Annotated in this window: 12 protein-coding genes; 8 read left to right on the top strand and 4 right to left on the bottom strand. The window is 64.2% G+C overall.

Annotated features, from left to right (window positions below):
• The first annotated feature begins 1 nt into the window (after position 1).
• Positions 2–568: a cytochrome c3 family protein gene (locus BDD21_RS05380; RefSeq protein ID WP_120796266.1), complete on the top strand. Its 567-nt coding sequence runs from the start codon at positions 2–4 to the stop codon at positions 566–568.
• Positions 569–796: 228 nt separating this feature from the next.
• Positions 797–1,126, top strand: a complete 330-nt coding sequence (locus BDD21_RS05375; RefSeq protein WP_120796265.1) for a c-type cytochrome — start codon at positions 797–799, stop codon at positions 1,124–1,126.
• Here the strand turns inward: BDD21_RS05375 and BDD21_RS05370 are convergent.
• From BDD21_RS05370 to trxA, 3 genes are all read right to left on the bottom strand, one after another.
• Positions 1,118–2,227 (bottom strand): hypothetical protein, encoded by a 1,110-nt coding sequence (locus BDD21_RS05370; protein ID WP_120796264.1) that lies wholly within the window; start codon positions 2,225–2,227, stop codon positions 1,118–1,120. The two genes, BDD21_RS05375 and BDD21_RS05370, sit on opposite strands and share 9 nt — an antisense overlap.
• Before the next feature lie 194 nt (positions 2,228–2,421).
• On the bottom strand, positions 2,422–3,678 hold the full coding sequence (gene rho, locus BDD21_RS05365; RefSeq protein WP_120796263.1) for a transcription termination factor Rho: 1,257 nt from the start codon (positions 3,676–3,678) through the stop codon (positions 2,422–2,424).
• A gap of 219 nt (positions 3,679–3,897) precedes the next feature.
• Positions 3,898–4,224 carry a thioredoxin TrxA gene (gene trxA / locus BDD21_RS05360; protein ID WP_007192251.1) on the bottom strand — a complete coding sequence of 109 codons (327 nt, stop codon included), beginning with the start codon at positions 4,222–4,224 and terminating at the stop codon, positions 3,898–3,900.
• 232 nt (positions 4,225–4,456) lie between these two features.
• Here trxA and BDD21_RS05355 point away from each other — a divergent pair, with 232 nt between their 5' ends.
• On the top strand, positions 4,457–6,073 hold the full coding sequence (locus tag BDD21_RS05355) for a DEAD/DEAH box helicase (RefSeq protein ID WP_120796262.1): 1,617 nt from the start codon (positions 4,457–4,459) through the stop codon (positions 6,071–6,073).
• Between the two features lie 27 nt (positions 6,074–6,100).
• On the opposite strand, the gene yrfG is transcribed toward BDD21_RS05355, so the two are convergent.
• On the bottom strand, positions 6,101–6,766 hold the full coding sequence (gene yrfG, locus BDD21_RS05350) for a GMP/IMP nucleotidase (RefSeq protein ID WP_120796261.1): 666 nt from the start codon (positions 6,764–6,766) through the stop codon (positions 6,101–6,103).
• Between the two features lie 69 nt (positions 6,767–6,835).
• Between yrfG and nudE the strand changes: the two genes are divergently transcribed.
• The 5 genes from nudE (at position 6,836) to BDD21_RS05325 (ending at position 14,124) form a co-directional block, all read left to right on the top strand.
• Positions 6,836–7,387: an ADP compounds hydrolase NudE gene (gene nudE, locus BDD21_RS05345; RefSeq protein WP_120796260.1), complete on the top strand. Its 552-nt coding sequence runs from the start codon at positions 6,836–6,838 to the stop codon at positions 7,385–7,387.
• Positions 7,388–7,597: 210 nt separating this feature from the next.
• Positions 7,598–8,644 carry a thioredoxin family protein gene (locus BDD21_RS05340; protein WP_120796259.1) on the top strand — a complete coding sequence of 349 codons (1,047 nt, stop codon included), beginning with the start codon at positions 7,598–7,600 and terminating at the stop codon, positions 8,642–8,644.
• Positions 8,645–8,985: 341 nt separating this feature from the next.
• Positions 8,986–11,121 (top strand): phosphate acetyltransferase, encoded by a 2,136-nt coding sequence (gene pta / locus BDD21_RS05335; RefSeq protein ID WP_120796258.1) that lies wholly within the window; start codon positions 8,986–8,988, stop codon positions 11,119–11,121.
• Positions 11,122–11,134: 13 nt separating this feature from the next.
• Positions 11,135–12,352 carry an acetate/propionate family kinase gene (locus tag BDD21_RS05330; protein WP_120796257.1) on the top strand — a complete coding sequence of 406 codons (1,218 nt, stop codon included), beginning with the start codon at positions 11,135–11,137 and terminating at the stop codon, positions 12,350–12,352.
• A gap of 110 nt (positions 12,353–12,462) precedes the next feature.
• The gene (locus tag BDD21_RS05325; RefSeq protein ID WP_170164687.1) at positions 12,463–14,124 is read left to right on the top strand and encodes an OmpA family protein; all 1,662 of its coding nucleotides are present in this window, start codon (positions 12,463–12,465) and stop codon (positions 14,122–14,124) included.
• Positions 14,125–14,129 lie beyond the last annotated feature (5 nt).

Raw genomic sequence — 14,129 nt, 5'->3', positions numbered from 1 at the left:
CATGACAACCAAGCGGAAATGGCTCCTGACCACTCTGGGTGTGCTCGGCCTGCTGTCCGTCGGCATTCTGATGACCGGGGGCTGGATTCTGGTCGAAGGCGCGGTCCAGGCGACCTCCGGCCGTGATTTTTGTACAACCTGTCATTCCATGGAACCCTTCGCCTTGGCTTACGACCAGGATGTCCATGGCGGGCGCAATCCGCGTGGCCTGAAGGCCGCCTGCGTCGACTGTCATTTGCCCCATGAGAGTCCCGGGCAGTATCTTGCGGCCAAGGTCACGACCGGCATTCGGGACGGGTGGGCTGAGCTGCGATCGGTGTTTCGTGAGCCGGATTGGATCGGTCTCCTCGAGCGTCGCGCCGAATACGTCTACGACTCCGGCTGCATCATGTGTCATGCAGCCCTTGAGGATGCCCCGGCGGAGGACCCGACCACGGCCCTCGCGCATGCGGCCTACTTTCAGGCCGGCTCTAACTTTCGGTGTGTGACCTGCCACGCGCATGTCGGGCACAAGGATCTCATGACCTATTTAAACCGCGTCCAGAGCGATATGCTGACTTCCGATTGAGCTCGGCGTTTGGTGCATCCAAAGCCCTAGCGGGGGACGCGGTTTAAAGTATTCAAAAATATTAAATCCTAAACCGCGTCTCGCCAAGATCGAGGAAGTCCCCGACGCTGAACGCAACGTGAAAATGACGCATTTCGCTCTGGACGCGGTTTAGCGGGCGAGGCGGCTGAGACCTCGCCCGAAGAGCCCGACAACTGATTCGAACGACACGGCGCAAAGGAGACCCCGATGAACGGACACCGCGCGACTGCTGCCCTTCTCGCCACTTTGGCCTTGCCGGCTGCAACGGTCTGCGCCGAGGACGGGAGTCCTGAGGCCGGCCGTCTGGTCTACGAGGCGAAGCTGTGCAATCTCTGTCATATCGTCGCCGGCGTGTCGGGGCCGATGGCCAACCTCGGAGGTTCGCTGGACGGTGTCGGTCAGCGGCGGGACGCGGCTTGGCTCGCGCTCTATTTCACCGATCCAAAGGCAGCCATTCCAAATGCCACCATGCCCGCGGCCAACCTGACCAAGCAGGAACTCGCCGACCTGGTGGCCTATCTGCTTACCCTACGCTGACGCGTGGAGGTCGTCGGAGATGTCGTCGTGGGCATCTCGGGGAATCGGCGTCCAGGCGTCGGCAGGCAAGGGCCGCGGCAGCGGTGTGACCTTCAGGCTCGGCGCCTCGTGTCGCGCGATCAGGACGAGGATCAGGAGCGAGGGCATCACGAACGACAAGAGGCGCAGCGGGGAGCCCTCCGGGGCGCCGAACAGCAGGATCCCCGGACCGATGGCCAGGAGGCCGGCGATCGTCATGAGTCCGAGTGTGCGTCTCGCCAACGCGAACCAGCGCTGCCGCAGCCAGGTCCGGTGAAAGTCGGCGGGCGATGCGCCGAGTGTCGTGACGAGATGTTCCAAGGTCCGTGCGAGCTTGGCTTCCACATCCGGCGTGCGCGCGGGCTCGGTCGCCGGGATGCGCAGATGGGCACGCCAACCCCTGTCGAATGGACGCAATGACCGCCACGCCCATCCCAAGACCGCCAGCAGATCCTCCGATGGACGGATCGCGCGCTGCGGGGTCGAAACGAGCCGGATCTCGGCAGGCATCCCATGCCCGACCTGTGCGTCGAGTTCGATACCGATCCCGTCGACGTCCGTCAAGGCGCGGAGGAAGACGAGACGCACCGCCTCGTTCGAGCCTCCGTCGGTGCCCGGGTCGACCTCGATCCGATAACTGCAGGCCACCCGCACCCCGCCGAGCCTGGGGAATTGACGCCTCGGATCCACCGCATCGACCCGCTCGATCAGGGCCTTCGGGTCCGGCCCGTCGCTGCGCAGGGTCGCCACGCGCCCCGCCGCGTCGGTCAGCGTCCGAGTCAGTCGGAAGTGTTGTCGCCCCGGGTTTTCGAGGACGAGCGTCTCGGTGAGTCCGCCCGGATCACCCCGCGTGCCCGGATATGCGGTTGGTTTGAAACGGATACGGCGCGCCAGTCGGTCGCTCCCGGCGAGATCGACATGCCGCCCCCGACGCGTGAAGGGCTCGGCAAGGGCCAGGATCTCATGATGCGTGAGCGGGATTCGCGCCTGGCGCCGTTCATCTTCGGTCTGCCCTGGCTTAGGGGGCTTGTCCCGCTTGATGAGCGGCGGCCAGAGCGGACGCATCGGCTTCGGCGCGTACATGGCTAAACCGCGCCCCGAGCGAGCCTTGATGTCGCGTTTGAAATGGCCGTCTGGCGGACCCCGCGAGATCCGAGTCGGACACGGTTTAGAACAAAAGAAAATAAAGACTTAAGCCGCGTCGACTGCATCGGTTGTTGGTTCACGCAGGGCGTGCGGACCTGCTCAGCGCGTTTCATGTCACACCGAGACGCGGTTTAACCCTTCATGGAGGAGAAGAACTCGTCGTTGGTCTTGGTCGCCTTGAGCTTGTCGTGCAGGAATTCCATCGCGGCGAGTTCGTCCATCGGGTGCAGGATCTTGCGCAGGATCCACATCTTCTGCAATTCGGCGGGGTTCATCAGCAGCTCTTCGCGGCGCGTACCGGAGCGGTTGATGTTGATGGAAGGGAAGATGCGGCGCTCGGCGATGCGGCGATCCATGTGGATCTCCATGTTGCCGGTGCCCTTGAACTCCTCGTAGATCACATCGTCCATGCGCGAGCCGGTGTCCACAAGCGCGGTGGCCAGGATGGTAAGACTGCCGCCTTCCTCGACGTTGCGCGCGGCACCGAAGAAGCGCTTGGGCCGCTGCAGTGCATTGGCGTCGACACCGCCGGTCAGGACCTTGCCGGAGGAAGGCACGACCGTGTTGTAGGCGCGTGCGAGTCGGGTGATGGAGTCGAGCAGGATGACCACGTCGCGCTTGTGCTCGACCAGGCGCTTGGCCTTCTCGATGACCATCTCGGCAACCTGCACATGGCGTGTCGCGGGCTCGTCGAAGGTCGATGAGATGACCTCGCCGCGCACCGAGCGGGCCATCTCCGTGACCTCTTCCGGGCGCTCGTCGATCAGCAGCACGATCAGGTAGCAGTCCGGGTGATTGTGACCGATCGATTGGGCGATGTTCTGCAACATCATGGTCTTGCCGGCCTTGGGCGGCGAGACGATGAGTCCGCGCTGGCCCTTGCCGATGGGGGCTACCAGATCGATGGTCCGCGCCGTGATGTCCTCGGTGCTGCCGTTGCCGATCTCGAGGGTGAGCCGCTTGTTGGCGAACAGCGGGGTAAAGTTCTCGAAGAGGATCTTCGACTTGGCGTTTTCCGGCCGGTCGAAGTTGATGTCGTTGACCTTGAGCAGTGCGAAATAGCGCTCGCCGTCCTTGGGTGGCCGAATCTTCCCGGAGATGGTGTCGCCGGTGCGCAGTGCGAAGCGGCGGATCTGGCTGGGGGAGACATAGATGTCGTCCGGTCCGGCGAGATAGGAGGCGTCCGCGGATCTCAAGAATCCGAAGCCGTCGGTGAGGATCTCAAGCACCCCATCGCCGTAGATGTCCTCGCCGCGTTTGGCCTGCGCCTTGAGGATGGCGAAGATCAGGTCCTGTTTGCGCGACCGCCCGACGCCTTCGATCTCCATGGACTGGGCCAGTGCGACCAGCTCGGGTACGGGCGCTTTCTTTAATTCGGTTAGGTTCATCACATTTTTTGTCGTCGGCGGAGGTGAGGGGGTGTTCGGCAACGCCCCGGGGCAGGGCCCGTGTTGCGGGGGAACGCGGTTGGGGGTGGTCGCTTTACGGGGACGGGGCGCCTTGGCGGCGGCCCCTCGGGAGTGTCGATCGATGGCCATGGGTGCCGGTATCCGTTCCGGTCCGCGGGACGGCCGGGAGGTTGAACCGGATGCCGTTGTCGATGGCCGTTAGAGGTTGCTGTCGATAAAGGCCGTCAGTTGGGACTTGGACACCGCCCCGACCTTGGTGGCTTCGACCTCGCCCTGACGGAACAGCATCAGGGTCGGGATGCCGCGAATCCCGTAGCGCGGCGGGGTGTTGGGGTTCTCGTCGATGTTGAGCTTCGCGACCTTGATGCGGCCCGCGTACTCCCCGGCGATCTCGTCGAGCACGGGTGCGATCATTTTGCAGGGTCCGCACCAGTCGGCCCAGTAGTCCACGAGCACGGGTTCGAGGGATTTCAGAACCTCGTCTTCGAATGAATCATCGGTCACATGGACGATGCTATCGCTCACTGAAGTGATCTCCCATAGGGTGTTTGCGGCACGGGCGGTTGTTTCGGTATCACGTTCGGCGGATGACGGCGGAGCGGGGTCGCTGGGGCGCGGCGCGAACGGGTCGTGGAGCGGGCGGGCGAATTGGCGTTGGAATGTGCCCTTGAGTAAGATGCTATTTGATCCAAAGCGAAGAGAATTTGCAAGCCTTGCCCACTCCGCGAGGCGCGTAGCTCCAGGGACTCCCCACGTCATGACCGACAAACACCTCACTCAGACCCGCTTCGACAGCTTCGCGCTCGATCAACGGATCATCGACGGACTCGAAGAGGCGGGCTTTACCCGCTGTACCCCGATCCAGGAACAAACCCTGCCGATCGCACTGTCGGGCCGGGACGTTGCCGGTCAGGCCCAGACCGGCACCGGCAAGACCGCTGCCTTTCTGATCGTTCTGATGCAGCGCCTGCTGACCAATCCCGGACCTGCCCCTGTGCAGATCGCACGTCCGCGTGCGCTGATACTAGCCCCGACCCGCGAGCTTGCCGTGCAGATTCACCGGGATACGGAGCTACTTGCCAAGCACACGGGGTTGCGCATCGCCGTGGTCTACGGCGGAGCAGGCTATCAGGAGCAGCGCGATCAGGTTGCCGGCGGCGTCGATATCCTCATCGGCACACCTGGGCGCCTGATCGACTATTTCAAGCAAAAGGTCTTCGACCTGCAGGCGATCGAGGCGGTCGTGCTCGACGAGGCCGATCGCATGTTCGACCTCGGATTCATCAAGGATATCCGCTTCCTGCTCCGGCGGATGCCGCCGCCGGAGAACCGTCAGGGGCTCCTCTTCTCGGCGACACTCTCCTATCGCGTCACCGAGCTCGCCTACGAGCACATGAATCACCCGCAGCTCGTAAAGATCGAGACCGAGACCATCACGGCCGATCGCGTGCGCCAAAGCTGCTATATGACCTCCAACGAGGAGAAGATCGCCTTGCTGCTCGGCCTGGTCCGCGGCTGGGACGATGCGCGCATCATGGTCTTCGTCAACACCAAACGCGAGGCCGATCGCGTCTGGGGTTTTCTCCAGGGCAACGGGATCAACACCGCGGTGCTCTCCGGGGACGTGCCCCAGAAAAAGCGTCTGAAGCTCCTGAAGGACTTCACCGACGGCACGCTCCCGGTGCTGGTCGGCACGGATGTGGCCGCGCGCGGCCTGCACATCCCGGACGTGACCCATGTCGTGAACTACGATCTGCCCGAGGATCCGGAGGACTATGTCCACCGCATCGGGCGAACCGCGCGTGCCGGTGCCGCGGGCGACGCCATCGGCTTCGTCTGCGAGACCTATGCCTTCTGCCTGCCGGACATCGAGGCATTCATCGGCGCGAAGATCCCCGTCGAGCCGGTCGATCCGGCGCTGCTCGCCGAGGTGAATCCGCGCAGCCGGATGCGCCCGGACCGAGAGGATCGGTGCGAGGCGCGGCCTGCACGCGCGCCCCGTGGCGGCGGAGCCGGTGCCGGGCGCGGCGAGCGCCGTCCACGCTCGGGCGGGGAGCGTCGGTCGCCGTCCCGGTCGCCATCGCGGTCGGAGGAGGCGCAGCCGAGGGCGCCGTCCGCGGAGACTCCGGCCGAGACCCCTGTCGCGGCACCTCGCAGACAGCCCGAGATCGCTGCGCTTACGGATCCGTCGGCGGCGGCCCGGTTGGCGGTCAGCGACGCGCCGGTGATCGATAGCCCGGAGGCGGGCGCGCCGCAGACGGAGACCTCGACGGGTGAGCCGAAGAAGCGACGTCGGCGGCGTCGGGCCAAGAAACCGAGCGCAGACGGCACGAATCCGCCGACGCCTGCTCCGGCGCCCGAGCCGGTCGATTGAGCGGCGAAACCGCACCTTGTCACTCGGTCAGTCCGAATGCAGACCCGGAAGCAGATCGCCGAAGTGAGCGATCGCCGGGAAATCGGCGACCTCGCGCCTCGGACCCTTCGAGTCGGGCTCGACGACGGCGATCAACCAGCGAAATCCGAAGTCGTGCGCTGCGCGCAGGACGCTTGTGCTGTCGTCGATGAAGAGGGTCCGCTCCACGTCGAAGGGCTCGATCGCCTGAACCAGCGGCCAAAACCCCGGCGTCTCCTTGGCGACCTTCAAGTCATGCGAGCAGATGACCCGGTCGAAGTGCCCGCCGAGCCGTGTGCGCGAGAGCTTGAGCGCGAGCGCCTTCTGATGGGCGTTGGTGACGAGGACACGGCGCTTGCCGCGCCGTTCGAGTGCCTCCAAAAAGTCAAGCACGTGCGGATGGACGGCAATCAGATGCTCGACCTCCTGCTTGAGCAGGGCGATATCCAGACCGAGCTCGCGGCTCCAGTGATCGACGCAGTACCACTCGAGTGTACCCTCGACGTCGCGATAGCGGGCGAGCAGCTCGGCCTTGGCGACCTCGGGCGCGAGCCCACGGGCTTGCGCGTAGCGCGCGGGGACATGCTCGAGCCAAAAATGATTGTCGAAGTGCAGGTCGAGCAGGGTGCCGTCCATATCCAGGAAGACGGAGTCGATACGATGCCAATCGATCATGCCATGCCCCTTGTCGCCTCGTGTTTCCAGCGTCGCTTCGCAGCGACTTGACCCATCGGAGTTTCGTTCATGCTGCGCAAACCGAAAATACTGGATCGGCGGATCGTCGCCCAGAGCCGCTTGTTCCGGGTGGAGGAGGTCGATCTCGAGTTTGCGAACGGCGCGCGCCGCACCTTCGAGCGCGTGCCCGGGGGCACGGATTCGGTGATGATCGTCCCCATGCTCGACGCCGAAACCGTGCTCCTGATCCGCGAGTACGGTGCCGGCAGCGACCGCTACGAGCTCGGCCTGCCCAAGGGCGTCGTGGAGGCCGGCGAGGATCCCTTGGCCGCCGCCGATCGCGAGATCCAGGAGGAGATCGGCTACGGCGCCCGTGACCTGCGCATCATCAAACGCGTCTCGCTGGTGCCCGGCTATATCGAGCATCATAGTCTCATCGTGCTGGCGCGCGACCTCTATCCCAAGTCGCTCCCCGGCGACGAGCCGGAGCCGATCGAGGTGGTGCCTTGGAGGCTCGACGCGATCGACGCGTTGCTTGCTCGGGAGGACTTCGACGAGGCCCGGTCGGTCGCGGCCCTGTTCATCGCCTTGCGTGTTATGGGTCGCGAGCCTCGACCCTAAACCGCGCCCGACGCGATATGGGTCGTGTGTTGATTTGTCTCGGCCGCGCCGGCTCCGACAACTGTCGGCGCGGGCGCATTTTAAATACTAAAAAATTTTAAATTTTAAACCGCGTCTCCAAGAAGGTCGGAAGAATCCCTGAGCCCGATACAACGTGAAAACGACGCATTTCACTCTGGACGCGGTTTGAACCCCCAACGGAGATCACGCATGTTTCGTTTTTCCGCCGCCTCGGCGATCGTCTTGACACTGGGCCTGCTCGCGGGCGCCCCGACGGTCATCGACGGCGCGAAGGCCCAAGACGTGCCCCCGCCGGATGATTCGGCCTACAGCTTCGACGACTTCCCGCGCGAGGATTTGCTCGAGCATCCGGATTGGTTCAAAACGGGTTTCCTCGATCTTCCCAGCGACCTCGAGGAGGCGATCGCCGACGACAAACAGGGGCTGATCGTCTATTTCGGCCAGAAACATTGTGCCTACTGCCATAAACTTCTGAACGAGAACTTCGGTCTTTCCGATATCCTTGAGTACACGCAGCGTCATTTCGATCTGGTCTCCATCGACGTTTGGGGCGTAGAGGAGGTCACGACGATCGACGGCGCGGTGATGACCGAGCGTGAGTTCTCCATCCGCGAGGACACCAATTTCACCCCCTCTCTGCTCTTCTACGACGCCGAAGGCAAGCTCGCCCTGCGCTTGCGCGGCTATTATCCGCCCTATCAGTTCCGTGCCGCGCTCGAGTATGTCGCCGACGGGCACTACACCCGCGAGACCTTTCGGGATTATCTCGCCCGCGGCGAGAACCGCATGGTGTTCGAGCCGGAGGACCTGAACGAGCAGCCCTTCTTCGCGAAGCCCCCGTACAACCTGGATCGACGCTTCCCGAGCGAGCGCCCGCTCGCCGTCTTCTTCGAGCAAGGCGATTGCCATGCCTGCGACGTGCTGCACGGCCAAGCCCTGAAGGAGCCCGCGATTACGCGCTATTTCGGTAACTTCGACAGCGTCCAGCTCGACATGTGGTCCGAGACGCCCGTCGTTACGCCCTCCGGGGAGCGCACCACGGCACGCGCGTGGGCCGAACAGCTCGGACTTTTCTATGCCCCGTCGATCCTCTTCTTCGATGAGCGCGGCAACGAACTGATCCGGGTCGACTCGGTCGTGCGCTTCTACCGACTGCGCAACGTTTTGAACTACATCAGCAGCAAGGCGTACTTGACCGAGAGTTTCGGCGAGTGGCGGCTGTCCGAGGCCCTTTGAACCGCGGTTGAACCGCGTCCGGTGCGACATGGACGGCGCGGGGTTTGCCTGGATATTGTGGATACCGACAGGCGTCCGAGTCGACGCGGTTCAAGACGATAAAAATTTTAATGACTTAAGCCGCGTCAGGGATAAGACCTTTGGTGCACTTGAGGGTGCGGACCTGAGCCGGACATCAACATATCGCTCGGACGCGGCTTAATACGAGGTCGCCGTCGAGCGCCGTTTTCTGGTATTTTTGCGCAGTGCAGCATTCGGGGGCGTTCGCCGTGCCGAATCATCAAATCACTCGATCGGGTCGCTCGACCCCGTCCAGCCTGTTTCGCGCAAGAGGAAGATCCATGCAAAGCGTCTACATCGCCGGTGCCGGTTCCGGCAGCGGTAAGTCCGTGGTTGTTCTGGGCTTCATGGAGATGCTCTATGCCATCAATCGGAAGGTGGGGTTCTTTCGCCCGATCGTCTCCAAGGGCGTCGAGCAGGACAACCTGACCACACTCATCCGCAGCCGTTACGACCTTCCCTTCTCTCCGGAGATGCTCTACGGCTGTACGGCGGAAACCGCCAGTCATCTGGTTGCAGCCGGTCAGTATGACGAACTACTCAAGATGATCTTGAATAAATTCAAGATGCTGGAAGAGAGCTGCGAACTGGTCGTCTGCGCCGGAACCGATTTCGACGGCCTCGTGCCCTCCCTGGAGTTCGACTTCAACGCCGACCTGGCCAACAACCTCGGCTGCAACGTCGTGGTCGTGGTGAAAGGCTTCGGGCGCAGCCCGGAGGAGGCGCTCGAGGCGCTCTACATGGCCCACGAGTCGATGCGTAATCGCGGCGGAGACTTCCTTGCGAGCGTCATCAACGGGGTCGACCCGGAACATGTCGAGACGGTCAAGGCCCGTGCCCGCAAGCTCTTGCCGGAGCGCGAGAACGTCTACGTGCTGCCGCGCCAGGCCGCACTGGGCATGCCGACCGTCGGCGAGATCCGCCAGGCCCTGGACTGCGAATGTCTCTGCGGCGACGGCGACGCGATGAACCAGGTCGTCTCCAACTACAAGATCGCGGCCATGGAGGTCCCGGATTTCTTGAGCTACATCGAGGACGGCTGTCTCATCATCACCGCCGGCGACCGCTCGGACATCATCCTCGCGAGTCTCGCGGCCGACGTCTCCTCGTCCTTCCCGCGTGTGGCCGGGCTGCTCCTGACCGGCGGACTGCAGCCGGCGGAGAACGTCCAGCGTCTGCTCGAGGGTCTGCGCCGCACCAAGGTCTCGATCCTGCGGGTGCCGACCGACACCTTCACGACGGCCATGCGGGTGAACGGCATCGAGGCGACCATCCTCCCCGGTGACGAACGCAAGATCGCGGCCGGCCTCGGTCTCTTCGAAGGCCATGTGGACATCGAAGAGCTTCGCGCTCGGATCGCGGTGCGACACTCCGACCGCACCACGCCGCTGATGTTCGAGTACGAGCTGGTGCGACGCGCCAAGTCGCGTCGTCAGCGCATTGTGCTGCCCGAGGGCACCGACGAGAGGATCCTGCGGGCGGCGGAGATCCTCACGCTGCGCCAGGTCGTGGACCTTACCTTGCTCGGCGACCCCGAGAAGATCCGCCGTCGGATCGGCGAGCTGGGGCTCAAGCTGGATGACATCCCCATCATCGACCCGATCACCGCCCCGGATCGCGAGCGCTATGCGCAAACCTATTTCGAGCTGCGCAAGCACAAGTGCATCTCCGAGCAGATGGCACGCGACGCACTCGAGGACGTGAGCTATTTCGGCACCATGATGGTCCACACGGGCGACGCCGACGGCATGGTTTCGGGCGCCGTACACACCACCCAGCACACCATCCGACCGGCGTTCGAGATCATCAAGACCAAGCCGGGGGTGAAGCTTGTCTCCAGCGTCTTCTTCATGTGTCTCGCCGATCGGGTCTTGGTTTACGGCGACTGTGCCGTGAACCCGAACCCGACATCGGAAGATCTGGCAGACATCGCCATCACCTCCGCCGGGACGGCAGCCGCGTTCGGGATCGAGCCGCGTGTGGCCATGCTCTCCTATTCCAGCGGCAGCTCGGGAAAGGGCGCGGATGTGGAGCGGGTGCGCGAGGCGGTGCGGATCGCACGCGAGCGTCGTCCCGATCTCAAGCTGGAAGGTCCGATCCAGTACGATGCGGCGGTCGACATCGGGGTGGCGCGCTCGAAGATGCCCGAGAGCGAGGTCGCCGGTCGCGCGACCGTCTTCGTCTTTCCGGATCTCAATACCGGCAACAACACCTACAAGGCGGTCCAGCGCAGCGCCAATGCTGTGGCGATCGGCCCGGTGCTGCAGGGCCTGAAGAAGCCCGTCAACGATCTGAGTCGCGGCTGCACCGTGACAGACATCGTCAATACGGTGACGATCACCGCGATTCAGGCACAGAACGATCACGCCCTCGCCGCGGCGCAAGCCGATGCCGACGCCCACGTGACTCGGGACTGATCAGGAGACTCAGGTGAAGGTACTCGTCCTCAATTCAGGCAGCTCGTCGATCAAATATCAGCTCTTCCTCAGCGAGGATTGGGTTGCCCTCGCCTCGGGCTCGGTCTCGCGCATCGGAGAGCCCGAGGGCGAAATCAAGGAGGAGTGGTTGGATGCATCGGGGATCCGGCAGTCGGGTCGCGCCCGGGTGCCGATCCCGACCCATCAGGACGGCATCGATCGCATCGTCAAGGCCCTGCACGAGACGAGGGTCCTGGGCGACGTCTCGGAGCTGGCCGTCATCGGTCATCGCGTCGTCCACGGCGGGGAGCATTTCAAGCGCCCGACCATCGTCGATGATGCCGTCGTCGATGCCATTCGCGACGTGGTGCCCCTCGCGCCGCTGCACAATCCGGCCCACCTCGCCGGCATCGAGGTCGCCCGACGGCTCTTCCCGACGGTCCCCTCAGTCGCCGTCTTCGATACCGCCTACCATCAGACGATGCCGCGGACGTCCTATCGCTACGCGATTCCGGAGTGGCTGTATCGGGAGCACAGGATTCGCCGCTACGGCTTTCACGGCACCTCGCACTTCTATGTCGCCAAGCGCGCCGCGGCTCTTCTCGGCCGGCCTTTGGAGAGCTGCAACCTGATCACGTTGCATCTGGGCAACGGCTCGAGCGCGACGGCGATCCGCGACGGCAAGAGCGTGGATACCTCGATGGGACTCACCCCGCTGGAGGGTCTCGTCATGGGCACGCGCTGCGGTGACATCGATCCGGCCGTGCTCTTTTATCTTGCCAAGAACCTCGGCATGGAGATCGATGCGATCGAGGATCTGCTCAATCGTCAGAGCGGTCTGCTGGGAATCAGCGGGGTGAACGACATGCGCGAGATCGATCGTCTGGCCGAGGAAGGCAACGACGGTGCGGAGCTTGCTATCGGCATCACGGCCCATCGGATCAAGAAATACATCGGCGCTTATTACGCCGAACTCGGCCGGGTCGACGCCGTCGTCTTCACGGGCGGTATCGGTGAGAACGCCGCGGAGATTCGCTGTCGTGCCTGCGAGGGTCTGGAGAACCTCGGGATCAAGATGGACGACATCGCCAACTATGCGCCCGAAGAGCGCGGCGAGCGCTGCATCAGCACGCCGGAGAGTGCAGTGCAGGTGCTGGTGATTCCCACCAACGAGGAGCTGGAGATCGCGCAGCAGTCGCTCGAGGCGGCAGTCGAAGCCGGCGGCGGCTAAGGCGCCGGCGGCAGAGGCGGCGCAAAGCGGGCGCTGGAGACCCGCGCCCCAATCCGGGATAATCTCGCGGGCTCGTATACCTATAACAACGATCGCCTTGGGAGATGACGATGTCCGGTTCCAATTCCGCGTTGGTGCGTCCGATTGCCTGGGTTTTGTTGGTCGCTTTGATCGGTGTCTATCTGCTGTACGACTGGTACTCAGGTCAATTGTCGGCGCAGTTGGATCAGAAGGACGTCCGTATCGCCGAGGCGGATGCACGGATCAAGGATCGGGAAGCGCGGATCGTTCCGCTGGAAAGCGAGATTGCGGCACTTCAAGAGCGTATCCGGGAGCTGACGGATCTGCATTCGGGGGAGCGCCGCCAGTTGCAGGAGCTGATCTCCGCTGCCGAGCAGGACAAGGCCGCACTCAGGGAGGCGATCGAGACGCTCCGCCAAACCGATGCGAGCGTGCTTGCCGAGGAGCAGGCGAAGACGGCTGCGGCGCTCGAAGAGCGTGACCGTGGCATTGCGGCCTATCAGGAGCTCCAGGTTCAGTACGACGCGGCGCTGGCCAACGCCGAGAGCCTGAAGAAGGATTTGACCGGCCTCCAACGGGTGATCGCCGAGTCGACCGCCGAGCATCGCGAGCAGATCGAGCTGCTTGAGCGCCACCTCAACGAGCGCGTGAGTCTGGCAAAGGCGACTCCCAAGGACGAGGAGCTGATGCGCGCTGCACAGGCCGCCGGCCTGTTGCCCGCGGCACCCGGAGGCGGGGAAGACACGCGTGCGCTGACGGCGCGTTTGGCCGAGGCCCAGGACGCACTCCATACCCTGCAGGCCGAATCCGATGCCGCCCGCAGCGCCCACGAGATGCAGCTCTCGGCCCTTGAGGGCGAGCTGAAGGAGGCACGCACTGCGCTTGCCGAGCAGTCGCAACAGGCCCCGTCTGCAGATGCCGTCACGCAGATGCAGGAGCGTTTGGCGCTGGCCGAGGCCGAGCTGGCAAAGGTCAAGGCCGATGCCGCGACATTGCAGGAGGCCGGAACGGCCTCCGCGGATCAGTTGGCCGACGCAGAGACTCGGATCGCCGCCCTGGCCGAGCAGCTTGCACGCGAGCAGGTCGCCAAGGCGACCGTTGCGAACGAGAAGGAAAACACGGCTGCCGAGCTCGAGGCCGAGCTCGCCCGCGCCAAGACCGAGCTGGCCGATCTTCGCGCCGAGCTCGGCGCCGTGAGTGCTGCTGCCGAGGATATCGGCGAGAAGGCCGTGGCCGAGGCCCGCTCGCGGATCGCGATCTTGGAAAAGGCCATCGAGGAGGAGCGCACCGCCTCGGAGCGGTTGCAGTCTGCCGCGCGTGAAGAGGCCGCTGCAGCGGTGGCCGGCTTGCGTGACCTCTACCGGCGTTTTTCCGAGCTGGGCGGCACGCACACCGATCGTGGCATGTTGCTGAAGCTTGCCGACACCGAGCTGCGGTTCCAGCCCGGCATGGCGACCTTGCCGAACGACGATCTGCCGAGCCTGGATCGGATCGCCGGGCTGCTCGCCGAGCACCCCGACCTGCGTATTCGTATCGAGGGTCATACCGACAGCTCGGGCGACGAAGAGACAAACCTCGCCCTGTCGCTGCAGCGTGCCGAGGCCGTCAAGCAGGCGCTCGTCGAGCGCGGCGTCGACAGCGCGCGGCTGAGCGCCGAGGGACTGGGTCCGGCGCGCGCGATCGCGGACAATACAACGCCCACGGGGCGGGCGCAGAATCGTCGGGTCGAGGTCTATGTCATCGAGGGGTGACCCGG

The organism is Thiocapsa rosea (genome assembly GCF_003634315.1).
Lineage (GTDB): Bacteria > Pseudomonadota > Gammaproteobacteria > Chromatiales > Chromatiaceae > Thiocapsa > Thiocapsa rosea.
Note: the sequence above shows the minus strand (reverse complement) of the source record. Positions and strands in the feature narration are given on the sequence as shown.